We start from the raw sequence: 21,993 nt of genomic DNA on the forward strand, positions 1-21,993 counted from the left end.
GGCACTTCTGGAAGGTTGTCACTAGTACTGCTTCGGCGTGGAACGTGGGGATCGTCTGGAAGGGCCGGGCACGCTGTTGGGTGTCTGAAGGCACGGGCTGTAAAGCCTGTCCTTCGGTATGCCGGCCCCAGTGCACTCACCATGTTGTTGGTGGGGTGATGGGTGGCTGGTCGTTGTTTGAGAACTGCACAGTGGACGCGAGCATCTGTGGCCAAGTTTTTAAGGGCGCACGGTGGATGCCTTGGCACCAGGAACCGATGAAGGACGTGGGAGGCCACGATAGTCCCCGGGGAGCCGTCAACCAGGCTTTGATCCGGGGGTTTCCGAATGGGGAAACCCGGCAGTCGTCATGGGCTGTCACCCATGCCTGAACACATAGGGCATGTGGAGGGAACGAGGGGAAGTGAAACATCTCAGTACCCTCAGGAAGAGAAAACAACCGTGATTCCGGGAGTAGTGGCGAGCGAAACCGGATGAGGCCAAACCTACGACGTGTGATACCCGGCAGGGGTTGCGTCGTGGGGGTTGTGGGATCTCTTTTTCACAGTCTGCCGGCTGTGAGACGAGTCAGAAACCGTTGATGTAGGCGAAGGACATGCGAAAGGTCCGGCGTAGAGGGTAAGACCCCCGTAGCTGAAACATCAACGGCTCGTTTAAGAGACACCCAAGTAGCACGGGGCCCGAGAAATCCCGTGTGAATCTGGCGGGACCACCCGTTAAGCCTAAATATTCCCTGGTGACCGATAGCGGATAGTACCGTGAGGGAATGGTGAAAAGTACCGCGGGAGCGGAGTGAAATAGTACCTGAAACCGTGTGCCTACAAGCCGTGGGAGCGTCGCGCATCGAGTTTACTTGGTGCGTCGTGACTGCGTGCCTTTTGAAGAATGAGCCTGCGAGTTAGCGGTGTGTAGCGAGGTTAACCCGTGTGGGGAAGCCGTAGCGAAAGCGAGTCCGAACAGGGCGTTTGAGTTGCACGCTCTAGACCCGAAGCGGAGTGATCTAGCCATGGGCAGGTTGAAGCGGAGGTAAGACTTCGTGGAGGACCGAACCCACCAGGGTTGAAAACCTGGGGGATGACCTGTGGTTAGGGGTGAAAGGCCAATCAAACTCCGTGATAGCTGGTTCTCCCCGAAATGCATTTAGGTGCAGCGTCGTGTGTTTCTTGCCGGAGGTAGAGCACTGGATAGGCGATGGGCCCTACCGGGTTACTGACCTTAGCCAAACTCCGAATGCCGGTAAGTGAGAGCGCGGCAGTGAGACTGTGGGGGATAAGCTCCATGGTCGAGAGGGAAACAGCCCAGAGCATCGACTAAGGCCCCTAAGCGTACGCTAAGTGGGAAAGGATGTGGAGTCGCAGAGACAACCAGGAGGTTGGCTTAGAAGCAGCCACCCTTGAAAGAGTGCGTAATAGCTCACTGGTCAAGTGATTCCGCGCCGACAATGTAGCGGGGCTCAAGCGTACCGCCGAAGTCGTGTCATTCATACACATAGCCCCAACGGGCGTATGGATGGGTAGGGGAGCGTCGTGTGCCGGGTGAAGCCGCAGCGGAAGCTAGTGGTGGACGGTTCACGAGTGAGAATGCAGGCATGAGTAGCGATACACACGTGAGAAACGTGTGCGCCGATTGACTAAGGGTTCCTGGGTCAAGCTGATCTGCCCAGGGTAAGTCGGGACCTAAGGCGAGGCCGACAGGCGTAGTCGATGGACAACCGGTTGATATTCCGGTACCCGCTTTGAAACGCCCAATATCGAATCCATTAATGCTAAGGCCGTGAAGCCGTTCCGGACCCTTCGGGGAAAGGAAAGTGGTGGAGCCGTCGATCCAAGGTGGTAGTAGGTAAGCGATGGGGTGACGCAGGAAGGTAGTCCAGCCCGGGCGGTGGTAGTCCCGGGGTAAGGGTGTAGGCCGTGTGATAGGCAAATCCGTCACACATTAAGGCTGAGACCTGATGCCGAGCCGATTGTGGTGAAGTGGATGATCCTATGCTGTCGAGAAAAGCCTCTAGCGAGTTTCATGGCGGCCCGTACCCTAAACCGACTCAGGTGGTCAGGTAGAGAATACCGAGGCGTTCGGGTGAACTATGGTTAAGGAACTCGGCAAAATGCCCCCGTAACTTCGGGAGAAGGGGGGCCATCACTGGTGAGGGAACTTGCTTCCTGAGCTGGGGGTGGCCGCAGAGACCAGCGAGAAGCGACTGTTTACTAAAAACACAGGTCCGTGCGAAGCCGTAAGGCGATGTATACGGACTGACGCCTGCCCGGTGCTGGAACGTTAAGGGGACCGGTTAGTCAAGATTCGTCTTGGCGAAGCTGAGAACTTAAGCGCCAGTAAACGGCGGTGGTAACTATAACCATCCTAAGGTAGCGAAATTCCTTGTCGGGTAAGTTCCGACCTGCACGAATGGCGTAACGACTTCTCGACTGTCTCAACCATAGGCCCGGTGAAATTGCACTACGAGTAAAGATGCTCGTTTCGCGCAGCAGGACGGAAAGACCCCGGGACCTTTACTACAGTTTGATATTGGTGTTCGGTTCGGCTTGTGTAGGATAGGTGGGAGACTGTGAAGCGGCCACGCCAGTGGTTGTGGAGTCGTCGTTGAAATACCACTCTGGTCGTGCTGGATGTCTAACCTGGGTCCGTGATCCGGATCAGGGACAGTGTCTGATGGGTAGTTTAACTGGGGCGGTTGCCTCCTAAAGAGTAACGGAGGCGCCCAAAGGTTCCCTCAGCCTGGTTGGCAATCAGGTGTTGAGTGTAAGTGCACAAGGGAGCTTGACTGTGAGACCGACGGGTCGAGCAGGGACGAAAGTCGGGACTAGTGATCCGGCGGTGGCTTGTGGAAGCGCCGTCGCTCAACGGATAAAAGGTACCCCGGGGATAACAGGCTGATCTTCCCCAAGAGTCCATATCGACGGGATGGTTTGGCACCTCGATGTCGGCTCGTCGCATCCTGGGGCTGGAGTCGGTCCCAAGGGTTGGGCTGTTCGCCCATTAAAGCGGTACGCGAGCTGGGTTTAGAACGTCGTGAGACAGTTCGGTCCCTATCCGCTGCGCGCGCAGGAATATTGAGAAGGGCTGTCCCTAGTACGAGAGGACCGGGACGGACGAACCTCTGGTGTGCCAGTTGTCCTGCCAAGGGCATGGCTGGTTGGCTACGTTCGGAAAGGATAACCGCTGAAAGCATCTAAGCGGGAAGCCTGCTTCGAGATGAGTATTCCCACCTCCTTGAGAGGGTAAGGCTCCCAGTAGACGACTGGGTTGATAGGCCAGATGTGGAAGCCTCGTAAGGGGTGGAGCTGACTGGTACTAATAGGCCGAGGGCTTGTCCTCAGTTGCTCGCGTCCACTGTGTTAGTTCTGAAATAACGAACAGCCGTGTTGTTGCCCGGTTTCGTTAATTTCATAGTGTTTCGGTGGTCATAGCGTTAGGGAAACGCCCGGTTACATTCCGAACCCGGAAGCTAAGCCTTTCAGCGCCGATGGTACTGCAGGGGGGACCCTGTGGGAGAGTAGGACGCCGCCGAACAAATTTTCAACGCGGGTTCCCGAGCTTCGGCTCGGGGACCCGCGTTTTTTTATGCCCGATCACCTGCTGTTCATATGGTGCGAGCACCATGCCCAGCTATGGGGATCATCGGAAAGCTGGAGTCCGCGGGCTTCGCGGCCGGAGACGAAGTGATCGTGCCGGCGTACGACGACGGTGCGGTGGCCCGGGCCGTGGTGGCGGCCGGAGCCCTGCCGGTGTTCGCCGACATAGACCCGGAGACGTACTGCCTGGGCGTCGGGGGCATCGAGGCCGTTGTGACCTCGCGGACCGTCGGGCTCGTGCTCGTCCACCGCTTCGGGCACCCGGCCGACGCCGGGCAGTTCAGGCAACTCGCCGACCGGCTCGGGCTGCTGCTGGTGGAGAGGGACGAAGACGACGGCGCGGGCGGCGATGTCGTGCAACGCCGGGAGCGGGCCGGGTACTTGGACCGGCGGCTCATCGGCGTACGGACGCCCGTACCGGCCGCTGGGCACGGGTACCAGCGCTATGTCGTACGGGTTCCTGGGAACGGGCGGCCCGACCGGGACGCGTTCGCGCGGCTGTTGCGGCGGCGCGGGGTCGAGTGTGAGGTGCCCGTGCTCACGCCCGTACACCGCACGCGGGAGTTCAGGCGGGTCGGCTGTGTGCTGCCGGAGACCGAGCGGGCCGTGGACGAGACGCTCGCACTGCCCCGTCTCGACGGGCTTTCCGACGCGGGCGTACGGAAGTTGGTCTCGGTCTGCAATGCCCTTGGAGGGCTGCTTCAGCCCGCGTGACGGGGGTGCTGGGAAGGGCGCCGGAGGAACTGGCGAGCGCGGTTCGGACCACCGTCTGATTCGGGGTATGCTTTATCTCGTTGGTGAGGGGGAAACCCCGAAACAACAACCGGCCCCTATAGCTCAGTCGGTAGAGCGTCTCCATGGTAAGGAGAAGGTCTGCGGTTCGATTCCGCATGGGGGCTCAGGAGAAAGACGATGAAAGGCCCCGCCCAATTGGGCGGGGCCTTTCGCGTTCTTACGGTCACCGGTTTCCGGTGGCCCTCGGCCCTGTCGGGCTCCCCGGCCCCGCTTAGCGCCGGGGCTGTTCCGGGATGCGCATCGACAGGATCGCCATGTCGTCGGACGCGGGCTCGGCGGCGAAGCGTTCCACCGCGCGCAGGACGCGGGCCGCAACGGCGCCGGCGGTCAGGCCCGTACACGTGGCGAGGACGTCGGTCAGACCGTCGTCTCCCAGCATCCGGGTACCCTCGCGGCGCTCGGTGATGCCATCGGTCACACAGAGCAGGACGTCGCCCGGGTCCAGGGTGATCGTCTGCTCGTACAGCTCCAGGTCCTCCATGACGCCGAGCAGCGGCTGGGGTTCGGCGGCGGGTTCGACCGTGCCGTCCTGGCGCAGGCGCAGCGGGAGCGGATGGCCCGCGCACACGACCTTCAGCACCGCGCTGCCGTCCTCCTGCGGCCACAACTCGCCGTACAGGAGCGTCAGGAAGCGGCTGCGGGCGCCCTCGTCGAGGATCGCGGCGTTGAGGCGTTCCAGGACCGCAGGGCCGCCGAAACCCTCGCGGGCGAGGAGGCGCAGGGCGTGGCGGGCCAGGCCCGTGACGGCCGCCGCCTCGGGGCCGGTGCCGCAGACGTCGCCGATGGCGAAGCCGTACGCGCCGTCGCGGATCGGGAAGAGGTCGTAGAAGTCTCCGCCCACCTCGTTGCCCTCGCCGGCCGCGCGGTAGATGACCTCGACCTCGACGCCGGGGATCTGCGGGAGGCCGGGCGGCAGGAGGCTGCGCTGGAGGGAGCGGCTGATGGCCATGCGCTCCGAGTAGAGGCGGGCGTTGTCGAGGGCGAGCGCGGCCCGGCGCGAGAGGTCTTCGGCCAGTTCCAGGATCTCCTGGCGGAAGTGGTCGTCGGAGGGCTTGCCGAGCGTGAGCATGCCGATGACGCGGTTGCGGGCGACCAGGGGCAGGACGACCGTCTCGCCGCCGACCGCGGCGGCCGTGGACAGTGTGGTGCCGAGGCCGCTGCCCAGGTGCGGGCTGGTGCCGCGGCCGAGGTCGCGCATGGAGGTGCGCAGCGCGGCCTGGTGGGCCGCTTCGCCGGGGGCGGTCCAGACGCGGGCGCCCGGGGTGGGGACCGGCTCCGGCGGGTCGATCTTGGAGAGGAGCGCCTTGAGGCCGTCGATGCGCTCCTCGTCCTCGTGGAGGACGTACGACAGGTAGGGATCGGAGGCCTGGTCCGCGATCGTGTAGACGGCGCACCAGGTGGCGAGGGTGGGGACGGTCATCTGTGCCATCAGGGCCAACGTCTGGTCCCGGTCCAGGGTTCCCGCGAGCAGGTCCGAGGCTTCCACGAGGAAGCTCAGCGATCCCCGGCGCAGCCGTTCGAGCTCGCCCAGGCGGGCCGACTCGACGGCGAGCGCGATGCGGTCGGCGGCGAACTGGAGGCGCAACGCTTCTTCGTTGGAGTAGCGCCCGGCCGATTCGGCGGCGACGCCGAGGGAGCCGGTGAGGCGGCCCTCGACCTTGAGGGGGACGGTGACGACCGAGCGCATGCCGGAGCCGCCCAGGATCGGGACGGCGCCGGGGAGGGCCGCGAGGTCCTCGTGGACGGCGGGCATCCTGGCCGAGCCGTAGCGGCCGGTGCCCGCTTCGACGGGCACGCGCGCGAAGCGCTGGCGGGCGGACGGGAGGCCGGTGGTGGCCCGGACCTCCAGTTCGGTCTCGTCGTCGGTGGCCAGGAGCAGGAACGCGGCGTCGCCGTCGAGCATGTCGCGGGCGCGCTCCACGGTCCGCTGGAGCAGTCCGTCGAGGTCGTCGGGGGCGGGGGAGCCGATGAAGACCTCGAACGGGTCGACGTTGCGGCTCTCGCCCATGGAGGCGGAGTCGGCGGGGGCCCGCACGGGGGTCTGGAGTACGGCTCGCTCGTCGTCGCGGACCAGCAGGCAGACGGTGGACGGCTCGCCATTGGTGTCGCGTACCCGAAGATGTGACGCGTACACGGGCAGGACGCGGCCGTCGGAGCCGCGGATGCCGTAACTGCCCTCCCAGCGCGAGAGTTGCAGGGCCTCGACGATTCCGGTGGAGGTGCCGGGGGTGTGCGGCCAGGCCGCGAACTCGGTGAGCTGCTTGCCGGTGACCTTCTCGGCGGGGTAGCCGAACAGTTCCTCGGCGTCCTCGTTCCAGGCGCGGACGGCGCCCGTGCGGTCGATCTGGATGACCGCGACGCGGACCCGGCCGTCGGTGACGGGCAGCAGCTCCACGGGCAGGGCCGGTCCGGCCGAGCGGGTGCCCACCGGGCGGGCGGGGAGGTCGAGCTGGAACCAGACGTGCTTCTGGGTGGGGGTGTACTCGACGCCCCAGCGGGAGGCGATGGCGGCGCACAGCAGGAGGCCGCGGCCGTTCTCGCGGTCGGGGCTTGCGACCTCGGCGGGGGAGGCGTGGAGCGGAACTTCCCGTTCGGGGTAATGGTCGGCGACCTCGACCCGGACGCCGTCCTCGGAGCGCAGGCAGAGTACGTCGGCGGCGGTGCCCGCGTGGACGACCGCGTTGGTGACGAGCTCACTGGTGAGGACGACGGCGTCGTCGACGACGTCCGCGTACCCCCAGCCCTGGAGGGTGTCGCGGACGAAGGCGCGGGCGGTCGCGACGGACCGCCCGACGGGTTCGAAGCTGGCTTCCGCCCGCGCGGTGATCACAGAACTCCTCGTACGCGTCTCGACGGCCGGTTTCCCCTGCCGGGGTCCGGGAAGGTGCCCCCCGGGAATCAACACTCCCATGTGTGGCCCGCCCCCTCCGGTGTCCCGTGGTCGTCCTTGTGGCGCCCGCTGCGCCCCGGGCTCAGAGGAGCAGGGGGCGCTCCCGCCTTCGGACGGACCGGGGCGGTTGGACAGCCGGAAGCCAGGTTACTTACCTTCGCTGTCCTAGCGGATGCCGGTCACCAGTGTTTCCGCCCTCCGAGGGCGGGGACGGTATGCGAAGCTGCCGAACTGTTATGGCCGGGTTCGGCCATGGTGAAACACTGGGAAGGCTTGAAGGAAGCCCGACGAGGGCGGTCGACCCCTGCGGGAGGGACACGGTGGAGTCTGGCGTGGCGGCGCGTGGCAAGAGCACGCGCGCGAAAGGCGGACGGACCCGCGGCAAGGGGACGACCGAGGTGGACACCGCTGCGCTGCAGCGGCTGCTCGCCGCACTGGCGTCGATGCGGGACGGCAATTTCCGCAAGCGGCTGACCGTCTCCGGGGACGGGGTGATGGCCGAGATCGCCGCCGTGTTCAACGAGGTCGCCGACCGCAACCTCCATCTGACCGGGGAGATCGCCCGGGTACGGCGGATGGTGGGGCGCGAGGGGAAGCTGAGCGAGCGGCTGGAGAACGGGGCCTGTGAGGGCTCCTGGGCGGCCGCCATCGACGCCTCGAACGCCCTGGTGGACGATCTGGCCAGGCCGGTCTCCGAGGTCGGCAGGGTGCTGTCGGCGGTCGCCGAGGGCGATCTGGAACAGCGCATGGACCTGCGCTCGCACGGTGTGGACAACGCCGAGCGGCCGTTGCGCGGTGAGTTCCTCAAAGTGGGGCGAACCGTCAACAACCTGGTCGACCAGCTGTCGGCGTTCACCGACGAAGTGACGAGGGTCGCACTGGAGGTCGGCACCGAGGGCAAGCTCGGCGGCCAGGCGCAGGTGCGTGGAATGTCCGGTTCGTGGAAGGATCTCACGGATTCGGTGAACACGATGGCGTACCGGCTGACCGCCCAGGTACGTGACATCGCTCTCGTGACGACGGCGGTCGCCAAGGGCGATCTGTCGCGCAAGGTGACCGTGCACGTCGCCGGCGAGATGCTCCAGCTGAAGAACACCGTGAACACGATGGTCGACCAGCTCTCCTCGTTCTCCTCCGAGGTGACGAGGGTCGCGCGCGAGGTGGGCACCGAGGGCGAGCTCGGCGGCCAGGCGCAGGTGCCGGGCGTCGCGGGCGTGTGGAAGGACCTGACCGACTCCGTCAACCTGATGGCGGGCAATCTCACCGCCCAGGTGCGCGGGATCGCCCAGGTGACGACGGCGGTCGCCAACGGCGACCTGTCGCAGAAGGTGACCGTCAACGCGCGCGGGGAGGTCGCCCAGCTCGCCGAGACGATCAATCAGATGACCGAGACGCTGCGGACGTTCGCCGACGAGGTGACCCGGGTCGCCAACGAGGTCGGCGCCGAGGGCCTGCTGGGCGGTCAGGCGCAGGTGCCGGGCGCGGCGGGCACCTGGAAGGACCTGACCGACTCGGTCAACACGGTCTTCCGCAATCTGACGACGCAGGTGCGGGACATCGCCCAGGTGACCACGGCGGTCGCCAACGGCGACATGACCCAGAAGGTCACGGTCGACGTCGCGGGCGAGATGCTGGAGCTGAAGAACACCGTCAACACGATGGTGGACCAGCTCCAGTCGTTCGGTTCCGAAGTGACCCGGGTGGCCCGGGAGGTCGGCGTCGAGGGGCGTCTGGGCGGTCAGGCCGAGGTGCCGGGCGCGGCCGGCACGTGGAAGGACCTGACGGACTCCGTCAACAACGCGTTCCGCAACCTCACCGGTCAGGTGCGCAACATCGCTCAGGTGACGACGGCGGTCGCCAACGGCGACCTGTCGCAGAAGGTCACGGTGGACGTCTCCGGCGAGATGCTGGAGTTGAAGAACACCGTCAACACGATGGTCGACCAGCTGGCGTCGTTCTCCGCCCAGTTGACGCGGATGGCGCAGGACGTGGGCACGGAGGGCCGGCTCGGCGGCCAGGCGCGGGTGGACGGCGTCCTGGGCACCTGGAAGGAACTCACCGACTCCGTCAACTTCATGGCGGGCAACCTCACCTCCCAGGTGCGCCAGATCGCCCAGGTGACCACCGCGGTGGCGCGCGGCGACCTGTCGCAGAAGATCGACGTGGACGCCCGCGGCGAGATCCTGGAGCTCAAGAACACCATCAACAACATGGTCGACCAGCTGTCCGGCTTCGCCGAGCAGGTGACCAGGGTCGCGCGCGAGGTGGGCACCGACGGCCGCCTCGGCGGCCAGGCGCAGGTGCCGGGCGTGGCCGGTGTGTGGCGCGATCTGACCGACTCGGTGAACGGCATGGCCGGCAACCTCACCGCCCAGGTCCGCAACATCGCCCAGGTCGCCACGGCGGTGGCGCGGGGCGACCTGTCGCAGAAGATCGACGTGGACGCGCGCGGCGAGATCCTGGAGCTGAAGAACGTCCTGAACACGATGGTCGACCAGCTCTCGAACTTCGCGGAGCAGGTGACCCGGGTGGCCCGCGAGGTGGGCACCGAGGGCATCCTGGGCGGCCAGGCCGAGGTGCAGGGCGTCTCGGGCACCTGGAAGGACCTCACCCAGTCCGTCAACTTCATGGCGAACAACCTGACGTTCCAGGTGCGCAACATCGCCGAGGTGACGACGGCGGTCGCCAAGGGCGACCTCTCGAAGAAGATCACCGTCGATGCCAAGGGCGAGATCCTGGAGCTGGTGACGACCGTCAACACGATGGTCGACCAGCTCTCCAACTTTGCGGACGAGGTGACGAGGGTCGCGCGCGAGGTGGGCACCGAGGGCATCCTCGGCGGCCAGGCCCGGGTGCGCGGGGTCACCGGCATCTGGAAGGACCTCAGCGACAACGTCAACCTGATGGCCGCGAACCTCACCTACCAGGTGCGCAACATCGCCCGTGTCTCGACGGCCGTCGCCAACGGAGACCTCACCAAGAAGGTGACGGTCGAGGCGCGCGGCGAGGTCGCGGAACTCGCCGACACCGTCAACACGATGGTGACGACCCTGTCGTCCTTCGCCGACCAGGTGACCCGCGTCGCGCGCGAGGTGGGCACCGACGGCATCCTCGGCGGCCAGGCCCGCGTCCCCGGTGTCTCCGGTACGTGGAAGGACCTCACCGAGTCGGTGAACTCCATGGCCGACAACCTCACCGGCCAGGTGCGCCAGATCGCCACCGTCACCACCGCCATCGCCAAGGGCGATCTCACCAAGAAGATCGACATCGACGCGCGCGGTGAGATCCAGGAGCTGAAGAACACCATCAACACGATGGTCGACCAGCTGTCGTCGTTCGCCGTGGAGGTGACCAGGGTCGCCCGCGAAGTGGGCACCGAGGGCCAGCTCGGCGGCCACGCGCGCGTACGCGACGTCGACGGCACCTGGCGCGACCTCACCGAGTCCGTGAACGAGATGGCCGGGAACCTGACCCGGCAGGTCCGCGCCATCGCGGCCGTCGCCACCGCGGTGACCCGCGGCGACCTCAACCTCAAGATCGACGTGGACGCGGCGGGCGAGATCCAGGCCCTCCAGGACAACATCAACACGATGATCGCCAACCTTCGCGACACCACGGTCGCCAACAAGGAGCAGGACTGGCTCAAGGGCAACCTCGCCCGTATCTCCGGCCTGATGCAGGGCCGCCGGGATCTGGACGACGTCGCCTCCCTGATCATGACCGAGCTGACGCCGGTGGTCTCGGCCCAGCACGGCGCGTTCTTCCTCGCGCTGCCGACCGTCGGCTCCCCCGAGGTCGGCGGGGACGAGGACAGCCCGTACGAGCTGAAGATGCGCGGGAGTTACGGGTACTCGTCGGGCTCGATGCCCACCTCGTTCCGGCCCGGCGAGACGCTGATCGGCACGGCGGCGGAGGAGAAGCGCACGATCCTGGTGGAGAACGTGCCGCCGGGCTATCTGAAGATCTCCTCCGGCCTCGGGGAGGCGCCGCCCGCGCATGTGATCGTGCTGCCGGTGCTCTTCGAGGGCAAGGTCCTCGGCGTGATCGAGCTGGCGTCGTTCCAGCCGTTCACCCACATCCAGAAGGACTTCCTCAACCAGATCGCGGAGATGATCGCGACCAGCGTCAACACGATCAGCGTCAACTCCAAGACCGAGGTGCTGCTCAAGCAGTCGCAGGAGCTGACCGAGCAGCTGCGCGAGCGGTCGGCGGAGCTGGAGAACCGGCAGAAGGCCCTGCAGGAGTCCAACGCGGAGCTGGAGGAGAAGGCCGAGCTGCTCGCCCAGCAGAACCGTGACATCGAGGTGAAGAACACCGAGATCGAGGAGGCCCGGCAGGTCCTGGAGGAGCGCGCCGAACAGCTCGCGGTCTCGATGCGCTACAAGTCCGAGTTCCTGGCGAACATGTCGCACGAGCTGCGCACGCCCCTCAACTCGCTGCTGATCCTGGCCAAGTTGCTCGCCGACAACGCGGAGGGCAACCTCTCGCCGAAGCAGGTCGAGTTCGCGGAAACGATCCATGGTGCGGGTTCGGACCTGCTCCAGCTCATCAACGACATCCTCGACCTGTCGAAGGTCGAGGCGGGCAAGATGGACGTCAGCCCCACCCGGATCGCCCTGGTGCAGCTCGTCGACTACGTGGAGGCGACCTTCCGGCCGCTCACCGCGGAGAAGGGGCTCGACTTCTCCGTACGGGTCTCGCCGGAGCTCCCGGCGACGCTGCACACCGATGAGCAGCGGCTGCTGCAGGTGCTGCGCAACCTGCTGTCGAACGCGGTGAAGTTCACCGACAGCGGCGCTGTCGAGCTGGTGATCAGGCCCGCCCACGCCGACGTTCCGCACGCGATCCGCGAACAGCTCCTGGAGGCGGGCTCGCTGCGCGACGCGGACGCCGATCTGATCGCGTTCTCGGTCACCGACACCGGCATCGGCATCGCGGCCAGCAAGATGCGGGTGATCTTCGAGGCGTTCAAGCAGGCCGACGGCACGACCAGCCGCAAGTACGGCGGCACCGGCCTCGGCCTCTCCATCAGCCGCGAGATCGCCCGGCTGCTCGGCGGTGAGATCCACGCGGCGAGCGAGCCCGGCCGCGGCTCCACCTTCACGCTCTATCTCCCGCTGCACCCCAGCGAGTTGCCGCCGCAGGGTTACCCGCAGCTGCCGCCCGGCGGCGAGGCGGCCGCCGAGGGCGCCCCGGCGGACGGCGTACGGCAGGACCTCGTCCCGCGCGAGAGCGCGGCGCCCACGCCGGGCGAGAGCCAGATGGGCGCGGCCGGGCTGTTCCGGCGCCGCCGCAAGGCGCTCGGCACGGAGCCCGCGGCGACGCTGCCCGGCCAGCAGGGAGAGGCGCAGCAGGACTCCTGGGCCGCCCAGGAGCCGGAGCGCGCGCCGACGCGCACCTTCCACTTCGGTGGAGAGAAGGTACTGATCGTCGACGACGACGTACGGAACGTCTTCGCGCTCACCAGCGTCCTGGAGCAGCACGGCCTGTCGGTGCTGTACGCGGAGAACGGCCGCGAGGGGATCGAGGTGCTGGAACAGCACGAGGACACGGCCGTCGTGCTCATGGACATCATGATGCCGGAGATGGACGGGTACGCCACGACGTCGGCGATTCGTCGTATGCCGCAGTTCGCGGGGCTGCCCATCATCGCGCTCACCGCGAAGGCGATGAAGGGCGACCGGGAGAAGGCCATCGAGTCCGGCGCGTCCGACTACGTCACCAAGCCGGTCGACCCCGACCATCTGCTCTCGGTGATGGAGCAGTGGATGCACGGGAAGTGATCGGTGGCCGCACGGTTCACCGCGAGTTGCTGACTGACTGTGGCCGAAGGCGTGTGAGACGGCGGTATTCGGGGAACCTTCTGGTCTCCCGCTACGTTTCTGCTACGTGCACAGTGACATCGCGGTGACAGGGTGTGGCGACAGGCGGGGTGCGGCTACCATGACCGGCACAAGGACGGGCGGCGCAAGGGAGTCGTCCCCTGGGGCGGCGCCCGGTGCACTGCCGGGGCGAGGAGGACGGGCCATGGTGCAGAAGGCCAAGATCCTCCTGGTCGATGACCGGCCGGAGAATCTGCTGGCGCTGGAGGCCATCCTCTCTGCGCTCGATCAGACACTGGTGCGGGCATCGTCAGGGGAGGAAGCGCTCAAAGCACTGCTGACGGACGATTTCGCAGTCATCCTGCTGGACGTCCAGATGCCGGGCATGGACGGTTTCGAGACCGCCGCGCACATCAAGCGGCGGGAGCGGACCCGGGACATCCCGATCATCTTCCTCACCGCCATCAACCACGGCCCGCACCACACGTTCCGGGGGTACGCGGCGGGAGCCGTCGACTACATCTCGAAGCCCTTCGACCCCTGGGTGCTGCGCGCCAAGGTGTCGGTGTTCGTCGAGCTCTATATGAAGAACTGTCAGCTGCGCGAGCAGGCCGCGCTGCTGCGGCTCCAGCTGGAGGGCGGCGGCCAGACGGCCGGCGACCCCAAGGAGCCGGCGGGCCTCCTCGCCGAACTGTCCGCGCGGCTCGCGGCGGTCGAGGAGCAGGCCGAGGCGCTCTCCAAGCAGCTCGACGACGAGTCGGCGGACGCGGCGGCGGTGGCCACCGCCGCCCACCTGGAGCGCAAACTGACCGGCCTGCGGCGGGCTCTTGACGCCCTGGAGCCCGGCACCGGCAGCGGCACGGCGGCCCTGCCCTCGCAGAACTGAGCGGCGCTGAGCGGCTCCGAGTGGCTGTGAGCGGCGCGGAATCGAGCGGTCCGGAGGGGCCTGACGCTGATGAGGCGTCAGGCCCCTTTGTGCGTACGTGAGTATCGTCTTTCGGTACGACACGAACGGGTGAAGCACCGGCCGTCGTGTCGACCGCCGCCCGCACCGGTAACCTCAGCACCATGGCCTCACGTACGTCCGGCAAGGGTTCCCAGGGCACGGCGGGCACCGCGAAGCGCGCCGGCCGTACCGCGGCACCCGCCAAGAAGGCGGCCGCGCCCGCCAAGAAAGCGCCCGCGAAGAAGGCTGCCGCGCCCGCGAAGAAAGCTCCCGCCAAAAAGGCACCCGCCAAGAAGGCGGCGGCCGCCAAGCCCGCGCCCAAGCCGGCGCCTTCGCCCACCGGGGGCGTGTACCGGCTCGCGCGCGCCGTCTGGCTGGGCGCGGCCCACGGGGTCGGGGCGATGTTCCGCGGCATAGGGCGGGGCGCCAAGGGCCTCGACCCGGCCCACCGCAAGGACGGGCTCGCCCTGCTGCTGCTCGGTGTCGCGCTGATCGTCGCCGCGGGCACCTGGTCGAATCTGCGCGGCCCGGTCGGCGACCTTGTCGAGATGCTGGTGACCGGCGCGTTCGGACGGCTCGACCTGCTGGTGCCGCTGCTGCTCGGCGCGATCGCCGTCCGTCTGATCCTCTACCCGGAGAAGCCCGAGGCCAACGGCCGGATCGTGATCGGCCTCTCCGCACTGGTGCTCGGCGTGCTCGGCCAGGTCCACATCGCCTGCGGCTCGCCGGGCCGGGACGACGGCACCAGCGCGATGCAGGACGCGGGCGGTCTCATCGGCTGGGCCGCGTCCAAGCCGCTCGAATTCCTGATGGGCGATGTCCTGGCGGTGCCGATGCTGGTGCTGCTGACCGTCTTCGGGCTGCTAGTGGTCACCGCGACGCCCGTCAACGCCATCCCGCAGCGGCTGCGGGCCCTGGGCGCCCGGCTCGGCATCGTCGAGCCCCTGCCGGAGGAGTACGGCGAGGACGAGCTGTACGAGGACGACTGGCGTGACGAGGAGCCCGCGCCGCGCGCCCGGCGTACGCCCGGGCGCCGCGTCGCCCCGGCCGACGAGTACGCCCAGGGCGAGGCCGAGCAGGCGGCGCTCTCGCAGCGCCGCAAGCCCCGGCGCGCCTCGGTGCAACCGCCGTTCGACCTGCCGATGGACCCGGTCGACGTGGCCGCCGCCGCGGCCGCCGCGCTCGACGGCGCCGTACTGAACGGCCTGCCGCCGTCCCCGATCGTCGCCGACCTCACCCAGGGCGTCTCCGTCGAGCGGGAGCGCGGCAGCACCACACCGGTGCCCACGGCCCGCGGCGGGGCCGCCGCCAAGGCCGGGGCGCAGCCCGCCGCCAAGACCGACGTCACCAAGCCGGCGCCCAGGGCGACCCCGGGCGCGCCCGGCGTCGTACCGGATCTGACCAAGGCGGCGCCGGAGCACTCCGAGATGCCCTCGCGCGCCGAGCAGCTCCAGCTCGCGGGCGACATCACCTACGCGCTGCCCTCGCTGGACCTGCTGGAGCGGGGCGGCCCGGGCAAGACGCGCAGCGCCGCCAACGACGCCATAGTGGCCTCGCTGCAGAACGTCTTCGTGGAGTTCAAGGTCGACGCGGCCGTCACCGGCTTCACCCGGGGCCCGACGGTCACGCGGTACGAGGTGGAGCTGGGCCCGGCCGTGAAGGTCGAGCGGATCACCGCGCTGACCAAGAACATCGCGTACGCGGTGGCCAGCCCGGACGTACGGATCATTTCGCCGATCCCCGGCAAGTCGGCGGTCGGCATCGAGATCCCCAACACGGACCGCGAGATGGTCAACCTCGGCGACGTGCTGCGTCTGGCGGACGCGGCCGAGGACGACCATCCGATGCTCGTCGCGCTCGGCAAGGACGTCGAGGGCGGCTATGTGATGGCCAACCTGGCGAAGATGCCGCACGTCCTGGTGGCCGGCGCGACCGGCTCCGGCAAGTCGTCCTGCATCAACTGCCTGATCACCTCGGTGATGGTGCGGGCGACGCCGGAGGACGTACGGATGGTGCTCGTCGACCCCAAGCGCGTCGAACTCACCGCGTACGAGGGCATTCCGCACCTGATCACGCCGATCATCACCAACCCCAAGCGGGCCGCCGAGGCTCTTCAGTGGGTCGTGCGCGAGATGGATCTTCGCTACGACGACCTGGCGGCGTTCGGTTTCCGCCATATCGACGACTTCAACGAGGCGATCCGCAACGGCAAGGTCAAGCTGCCCGAAGGCAGCGAGCGGGAGCTGACCCCGTACCCGTATCTGCTGGTGATCGTCGACGAGCTCGCGGACCTGATGATGGTGGCGCCGCGTGACGTCGAGGACGCGATCGTGCGCATCACCCAGCTGGCCCGCGCCGCCGGCATCCATCTGGTGCTCGCCACCCAGCGGCCGTCCGTGGACGTCGTGACCGGCCTGATCAAGGCGAACGTGCCGTCGAGGCTCGCCTTCGCGACCTCCTCGCTGGCCGACAGCCGCGTCATCCTCGATCAGCCCGGCGCCGAAAAGCTCATCGGAAAGGGTGACGGACTGTTCCTGCCGATGGGCGCGAACAAGCCGACCCGCCTCCAGGGCGCGTTCGTCACCGAGGACGAGATCGCGGGGATCGTCCAGCACTGCAAGGACCAGATGGCGCCGGTCTTCCGCGAGGACGTCACCGTCGGGCAGAAGCAGAAGAAGGACATCGACGAGGAGATCGGCGACGACCTCGATCTGCTTTGCCAGGCCGCTGAGCTGGTCGTCTCCACCCAGTTCGGGTCGACGTCCATGCTCCAGCGCAAGTTGCGGGTCGGCTTCGCCAAGGCGGGCCGGCTGATGGACCTGATGGAGTCGCGCGGGATCGTGGGCCCCAGCGAGGGCTCCAAGGCGCGTGACGTCCTGGTCAAGCCGGATGAACTCGACGGTGTGCTGGCGGTGATCCGCGGGGAGGCTCCCTAGTGGCCCGGGGCGGGCCCGAGGGGCCGGTCCCGCGGCCGAATGGAGCACAGGGACAGGAGCGTGGGGCAACCGTTTTCCCCGGCTGTACGTCCAGTTGAGGGAAGAGCAGGAACGTGTCCCCCTCCTGACCCGTTAGGAGGAAGGGAGGAGGCCATTCCTATGGCGTACAAACTCCACCCTCCCGGTTGCCCCACCCTTTCGTACCCCCCCTAGACTGAACACCCAGCAGGTGGCTCACGCTCGAAAGGCGCCCCCGTGTCCATCGGCAACTCCCCCGAAGACGACCGGCCTTCCCTCGGCGACGACGACCGGCCCTCCTTCGCTGACGACGATCGGCCGACGATCGGCCACGCCCTCAAGCAGGCCCGTATCGCGGCAGGACTGACCGTCGACGAGGTCAGTTCGATCACGCGGGTGCGCATCCCGATCGTGCAGGGCCTGGAGGAGGACGACTTCTCCCGGTGCGGCGGCGATGTGTACGCGCGCGGACACATCCGCACGGTCGCGCGCGCCGTGCGCCTCGATCCGGAGCCCCTGGTCGAGCGGTACGACGCCGAGCACGGCGGCCGTCCCGCGCCCACGCCCGCGGCGCCCATGTTCGAGGCCGAGCGGATCAGGCCCGAGCGGCGCCGCCCGAACTGGACCGCGGCCATGGTCGCCGCGATCGTGGTGGTCGTCGGCTTCGTCGGCTTCACGATGTTCAGCGGCAGTGGCGACTCCAAGGGCAAGAGCGCCCAGGTCGCCGAGGGCCCGACCCAGACGCAGCAGCAGAGCCCCAGCCCCAAGCCGGCCCCGAGCCTGCCCGCCGCGCCCAAGCCCCCCGCCCCCTCCGACAGCGCCATCGCCGCGGCCCCGCAGGACAAGGTCACCGTCAAGCTCAGCGCCATCTCCGACAAGAGCTGGATCTCCGCCAAGGCGCACAACGGCCAGGTGCTCTACGACGGCCTCCTGGAGAAGGGCGAGTCGAAGACCTTCGTGGACGGCGAGAAGATCGACCTGATCCTCGGCAACGCCGGGGCGATCGAGCTCTACGTGAACGGCAAGAAGGTCGAGGACCAGTTCGGTGACGGCCAGGTCGAGCGGCTGACCTACACCAAGGGCGACCCGGTCGTCGGCTGACCGGAGCCGCCGCGCCCCGGCCGCGTACGGCCGCCGATTCCTTGATCAACCCTCGCGGCGGGGACGCGGGCCGGGACAAAGTAGTCTTGAGTCCATGCCCGAACGCCGTACCGTCGCCCTTGTCACTCTCGGCTGCGCCCGTAACGAGGTGGACTCGGAGGAGCTTGCAGGCCGCTTGGCAGCGGACGGCTGGGAGCTCGTCGAGGACGCCTCGGACGCCGATGTCGCCGTCGTCAACACCTGTGGGTTCGTCGAAGCCGCCAAGAAGGACTCCGTCGACGCCCTCCTCGAAGCCAACGATCTCAAGGACCACGGCCGCACCCAGGCCGTGGTCGCTGTCGGCTGCATGGCCGAGCGGTACGGCAAGGAACTCGCCGACGCGCTCCCCGAGGCCGACGGCGTGCTCGGTTTCGACGACTACTCCGACATCTCCAACCGGCTCCAGACCATCCTCAACGGTGGCAGTGTGGAGGCGCACACCCCGCGCGACCGGCGCAAGCTGCTGCCGCTGAGCCCCGTCGAGCGCCAGAGCGCCGACGTGGCGCTGCCCGGCCACGCGCAGGAGGCACCGGAGAGCGCCCCCGAGGACCTGCCCGAGGGCGTCGCGCCCGCCTCCGGCCCGCGCGCCCCGCTGCGCCGCCGCCTGGACACCAGCCCGGTCGCCTCGGTGAAGCTGGCCTCCGGCTGCGACCGCCGCTGCACGTTCTGCGCCATCCCGTCCTTCCGCGGCTCCTTCATCTCGCGCCGCCCCTCGGACGTCCTCGGCGAGACGCGCTGGCTGGCCGAGCAGGGCGTCAAGGAGGTCATGCTGGTCTCCGAGAACAACACCTCGTACGGCAAGGACCTCGGCGACATCCGGCTCCTGGAGACGCTGCTGCCGGAGCTCGCGGCCGTCGACGGCATCGAGCGTGTACGCGTCAGCTACCTCCAGCCCGCCGAGATGCGGCCGGGTCTGATCGACGTGCTGACCTCGACCGACAAGGTCGTCCCGTACTTCGACCTGTCCTTCCAGCACTCCGCGCCCGGCGTGCTGCGGGCCATGCGGCGCTTCGGCGACACCGAGCGGTTCCTGGAGCTCCTGGAGACGATCCGCGCCAAGGCCCCGCTGGCCGGTGTGCGCTCCAACTTCATCGTCGGCTTCCCCGGTGAGACCGAGGCCGACTTCCAGGAGCTGGAACGCTTCCTCACCGGCGCCCGGCTCGACGCCATCGGCGTCTTCGGCTACTCCGACGAGGACGGCACCGAAGCCGTCACGTACGAGAACAAGCTGGACGCCGAGGTGATCGCCGAGCGGCTCGACCACCTGTCGCGGCTCGCCGAGGAGCTGACCGCCCAGCGTGCCGAGGAGCGCGTCGGCGACACCGTCCGGGTGCTGGTCGAGTCGGTCGACAGCGAGGACGGCGTGATCGGCCGCGCCGAGCACCAGGCGCCCGAGACCGATGGTCAAGTGCGGTTCACGGAGGGCGCGGGACTGACGCCGGGCCGTATCGTCGAGGCGAAGGTCGTCGCCGCCGAGGGCGTCGACCTGGTGGTGACGAGTCTCGACGTCCTTGAGGAGGCGGCCAGATGACCGGAGTCCCGGCATCCGCGGCGGGCGGTACCGGCCGGACGCCGGCGCCCGGCGGCAAGCTGGGCGCGGCGGCCGTCAACCAGGCCAGCCTCTGGAACATCGCCAACATCCTCACCATGATCCGGCTCGTCCTCGTGCCGGGCTTCGTGGCGCTGATGCTGCAGGACGGCGGGTACGACCCGGCCTGGCGGGCCTGGGCGTGGGCGGCGTTCGCCGTCGCCATGATCACGGACATCTTCGACGGCCATCTGGCCCGGACGTACAACCTGGTCACGGACTTCGGGAAGATCGCGGACCCGATCGCGGACAAGGCGATCATGGGCGCCGCGCTGGTCTGCCTCTCCTCGCTCGGCGATCTGCCGTGGTGGGTGACCGGGGCGATCCTCTTCCGGGAACTCGGGATCACGCTCATGCGTTTCTGGGTCATCAGGCACGGGGTGATTCCCGCCAGCCGGGGCGGGAAGCTGAAGACCCTGGCGCAGGGCACGGCAACGGGGATGTACGTGCTGGCGCTCACGGGTCCGCTGGCGACCCTGCGCTTCTGGGTGATGGCGGTCGCCGTGGTGCTGACGATCGTCACCGGGCTCGACTATGTGCGACAGGCGGTCGTACTGAGGCGCCAGGGGCTCGCGGCGCAGCGCGCGGCGCGCGCCGCCGAGGCCGCCGTGGAGGGACCGGGCCGGTGAGCGGGGCGGCCCGGATCGTGCGGATTCTCACGGAGCGTGAGCAGACGCTTGCGGTGGCGGAGTCGCTCACGGGCGGTCTGGTGGCCGCCGAGGTGACATCCGTGGCGGGCGCCTCGCGCGTCTTCCGCGGCTCCGTCACGGCGTACGCGACCGAGCTGAAGCGGGACGTACTGGGCGTCGACGCGACCCTTCTGGGCGAGCGCGGAGCGGTGGATCCCGAGGTCGCACGGCAGATGGCGGCGGGGGTGCGGAAGGTTCTGGGCGCCGACTGGGGCATCGCCACCACCGGCGTCGCCGGGCCCGCACCCCAGGACGGCCGGCCGGTCGGGACCGTCTACGTGGCGGTCGAGGGGCCGGACGGGAACGGGAAAACCGTCGCTTTGAGGTTGAACGGCGACAGGGCGGAAATCCGTAGAGTGAGTGTACGGAGCGTGCTCGAACTGCTCTCCGGTGAACTCGGCGCAGATGCGCGGGCACAGGATACGGAACAGAACGGGGGGAATTGATGTTTGCAGCCCTGAGTGAACACGACATCGCTCCCCGCACGGCCGCAGCGCGAGGCGGTACGGTGGGGCGTGAAGGATGCGGCTACGCGGTCCGAGGAGGGAGCCACCGATGATTCTGCTCCGTCGCCTGCTGGGTGACGTGCTGCGTCGGCAGCGCCAGCGCCAGGGCCGTACTCTGCGCGAAGTCTCCTCGTCCGCCCGAGTCTCACTCGGCTATCTCTCCGAGGTGGAGCGGGGGCAGAAGGAGGCATCCTCCGAGCTGCTCTCCGCGATCTGCGACGCGCTTGACGTACGGATGTCCGAGCTCATGCGGGAAGTGAGCGACGAGCTGGCACTTGCCGAGCTCGCTGCCTCGGCGGCGGCGAGCGATCCGGTGCCCGCACCGGTACGTCCGATGCTCAATTCGATCTCCGTGACGTCGGTGACCGGTGTCCCGACCGAGCGAGTGACGATCAAGGCGCCCGCGGAAGCGGTGGACGTCGTCGCGGCCTGACGCTGTCGGGCTCTGTCTGTGAGTGGCCCCGGCCGGTCTGTTGACCGGCCGGGGCTTCTTCTTTTCCCCGGAATGCCCCATTTGGGGCTTCCGTGTAAAGGTGGGGGAGGAGAAGCGGAGAGTCGGCGCATACGAAACGGAGTGCACGCATGTCTGTCGTGAAGAGCTCGCTGTCCGAGGCCGACCTGAAGGTGGTGGGCGACGCGTTGCAGGGCGCCCTCGTCGACCTCGTGGACCTGTCGCTGGTCGCCAAGCAGGTGCACTGGAACGTGGTCGGGCCGCGCTTCAGGTCCGTCCACCTCCAGCTCGACGAGGTCGTCGACACGGCCAGGCTCCACTCCGACACGGTGGCCGAGCGGGCCGCGGCGCTCGGGGTCACCCCGGACGGCCGGGCGGCGACCGTGGCGTCGTCGAGCGCGATCGGCAAGGTGCCCACCGGCTGGATCAAGGACGGTGACGCGGTACGGATCCTGGTCGACGCGCTGGGCGCGGTGATCACCAGGATGCGCGAGCGGGTCGGGTCCACCGGCGATCCGGACCCGGTCAGCCAGGACGTGCTCATCGGGCTGACGGCGGACCTGGAGAAGCATGCGTGGATGTTCCAGGCGGAGACGGCCTGAGGGTCTGCGGTCCTGGGTTT

General features: G+C 68.0%; 11 protein-coding genes, 1 tRNA gene and 2 rRNA genes. 13 read left to right on the forward strand and 1 reads right to left on the reverse strand.

Going from position 1 to position 21,993, the window contains the following annotated elements; genetic code table 11:
* The first annotated feature begins 209 nt into the window (after positions 1-209).
* The 4 genes from OG965_RS29415 (at position 210) to OG965_RS29430 (ending at position 4,489) form a co-directional block, all read left to right on the forward strand.
* Positions 210-3,333: ribosomal RNA gene (locus OG965_RS29415) — 23S ribosomal RNA — on the forward strand.
* Positions 3,334-3,411: 78 nt separating this feature from the next.
* Positions 3,412-3,528: ribosomal RNA gene (rrf, locus tag OG965_RS29420) — 5S ribosomal RNA — on the forward strand.
* A 98-nt stretch (positions 3,529-3,626) separates the two neighbouring features.
* On the forward strand, positions 3,627-4,304 hold the full coding sequence (locus OG965_RS29425) for a DegT/DnrJ/EryC1/StrS family aminotransferase (RefSeq protein ID WP_371655054.1): 678 nt from the start codon (positions 3,627-3,629) through the stop codon (positions 4,302-4,304).
* Between the two features lie 112 nt (positions 4,305-4,416).
* A tRNA-Thr gene (locus OG965_RS29430) sits at positions 4,417-4,489 on the forward strand.
* A 107-nt stretch (positions 4,490-4,596) separates the two neighbouring features.
* On the opposite strand, the gene OG965_RS29435 is transcribed toward OG965_RS29430, so the two are convergent.
* Positions 4,597-7,296: a SpoIIE family protein phosphatase gene (locus OG965_RS29435; RefSeq protein ID WP_371655055.1), complete on the reverse strand. Its 2,700-nt coding sequence runs from the start codon at positions 7,294-7,296 to the stop codon at positions 4,597-4,599.
* A gap of 299 nt (positions 7,297-7,595) precedes the next feature.
* Here OG965_RS29435 and OG965_RS29440 point away from each other — a divergent pair, with 299 nt between their 5' ends.
* The 9 genes from OG965_RS29440 (at position 7,596) to OG965_RS29480 (ending at position 21,973) form a co-directional block, all read left to right on the forward strand.
* On the forward strand, positions 7,596-13,058 hold the full coding sequence (locus tag OG965_RS29440; RefSeq protein ID WP_371655056.1) for a HAMP domain-containing protein: 5,463 nt from the start codon (positions 7,596-7,598) through the stop codon (positions 13,056-13,058).
* Positions 13,059-13,302: 244 nt separating this feature from the next.
* Positions 13,303-13,983, forward strand: coding sequence for a two-component system response regulator (locus OG965_RS29445; protein WP_067165024.1), 681 nt, complete (start codon positions 13,303-13,305; stop codon positions 13,981-13,983).
* 182 nt (positions 13,984-14,165) lie between these two features.
* Complete coding sequence (locus tag OG965_RS29450; RefSeq protein WP_371655057.1) at positions 14,166-16,979, forward strand: DNA translocase FtsK; 2,814 nt, start codon at positions 14,166-14,168, stop codon at positions 16,977-16,979.
* A 255-nt stretch (positions 16,980-17,234) separates the two neighbouring features.
* A complete protein-coding gene (locus OG965_RS29455) occupies positions 17,235-18,098 on the forward strand; it encodes a helix-turn-helix domain-containing protein (protein ID WP_371655058.1) in 864 nt (287 codons plus the stop codon).
* Positions 18,099-18,192: 94 nt separating this feature from the next.
* A complete protein-coding gene (gene rimO, locus OG965_RS29460) occupies positions 18,193-19,668 on the forward strand; it encodes a 30S ribosomal protein S12 methylthiotransferase RimO (protein WP_371655059.1) in 1,476 nt (491 codons plus the stop codon).
* Positions 19,665-20,354, forward strand: a complete 690-nt coding sequence (gene pgsA, locus OG965_RS29465) for a CDP-diacylglycerol--glycerol-3-phosphate 3-phosphatidyltransferase (protein WP_371655060.1) — start codon at positions 19,665-19,667, stop codon at positions 20,352-20,354. The genes rimO and pgsA overlap by 4 nt, the downstream gene beginning before the upstream one ends.
* Positions 20,351-20,860, forward strand: a complete 510-nt coding sequence (locus OG965_RS29470; protein ID WP_371655061.1) for a CinA family protein — start codon at positions 20,351-20,353, stop codon at positions 20,858-20,860. Before pgsA ends, OG965_RS29470 begins: the two co-directional genes overlap by 4 nt.
* A gap of 109 nt (positions 20,861-20,969) precedes the next feature.
* Positions 20,970-21,353 carry a helix-turn-helix domain-containing protein gene (locus tag OG965_RS29475; protein ID WP_067165033.1) on the forward strand — a complete coding sequence of 128 codons (384 nt, stop codon included), beginning with the start codon at positions 20,970-20,972 and terminating at the stop codon, positions 21,351-21,353.
* A gap of 149 nt (positions 21,354-21,502) precedes the next feature.
* Positions 21,503-21,973: a Dps family protein gene (locus OG965_RS29480; RefSeq protein ID WP_371655062.1), complete on the forward strand. Its 471-nt coding sequence runs from the start codon at positions 21,503-21,505 to the stop codon at positions 21,971-21,973.
* The last annotated feature ends 20 nt before the right edge of the window (positions 21,974-21,993 follow it).

It is taken from the genome of Streptomyces sp. NBC_00224, from assembly GCF_041435195.1.
In the GTDB taxonomy this organism is placed as follows: domain Bacteria; phylum Actinomycetota; class Actinomycetes; order Streptomycetales; family Streptomycetaceae; genus Streptomyces.

Bases quoted from the DNA above. Each gene is read 5' to 3' on its own strand.
- OG965_RS29425 (WP_371655054.1), top strand. From the start codon at position 3,627: ATGGGGATCATCGGAAAGCTGGAGTCCGCGGGCTTCGCGGCCGGAGAC.
- OG965_RS29475 (WP_067165033.1), top strand. From the start codon at position 20,970: ATGATTCTGCTCCGTCGCCTGCTGGGTGACGTGCTGCGTCGGCAGCGC.
- pgsA (WP_371655060.1), top strand. From the start codon at position 19,665: ATGACCGGAGTCCCGGCATCCGCGGCGGGCGGTACCGGCCGGACGCCG.
- OG965_RS29445 (WP_067165024.1), top strand. From the start codon at position 13,303: ATGGTGCAGAAGGCCAAGATCCTCCTGGTCGATGACCGGCCGGAGAAT.
- OG965_RS29450 (WP_371655057.1), top strand. From the start codon at position 14,166: ATGGCCTCACGTACGTCCGGCAAGGGTTCCCAGGGCACGGCGGGCACC.
- OG965_RS29435 (WP_371655055.1), bottom strand. From the start codon at position 7,296: ATGGGAGTGTTGATTCCCGGGGGGCACCTTCCCGGACCCCGGCAGGGG.
- OG965_RS29480 (WP_371655062.1), top strand. From the start codon at position 21,503: ATGTCTGTCGTGAAGAGCTCGCTGTCCGAGGCCGACCTGAAGGTGGTG.
- rimO (WP_371655059.1), top strand. From the start codon at position 18,193: ATGCCCGAACGCCGTACCGTCGCCCTTGTCACTCTCGGCTGCGCCCGT.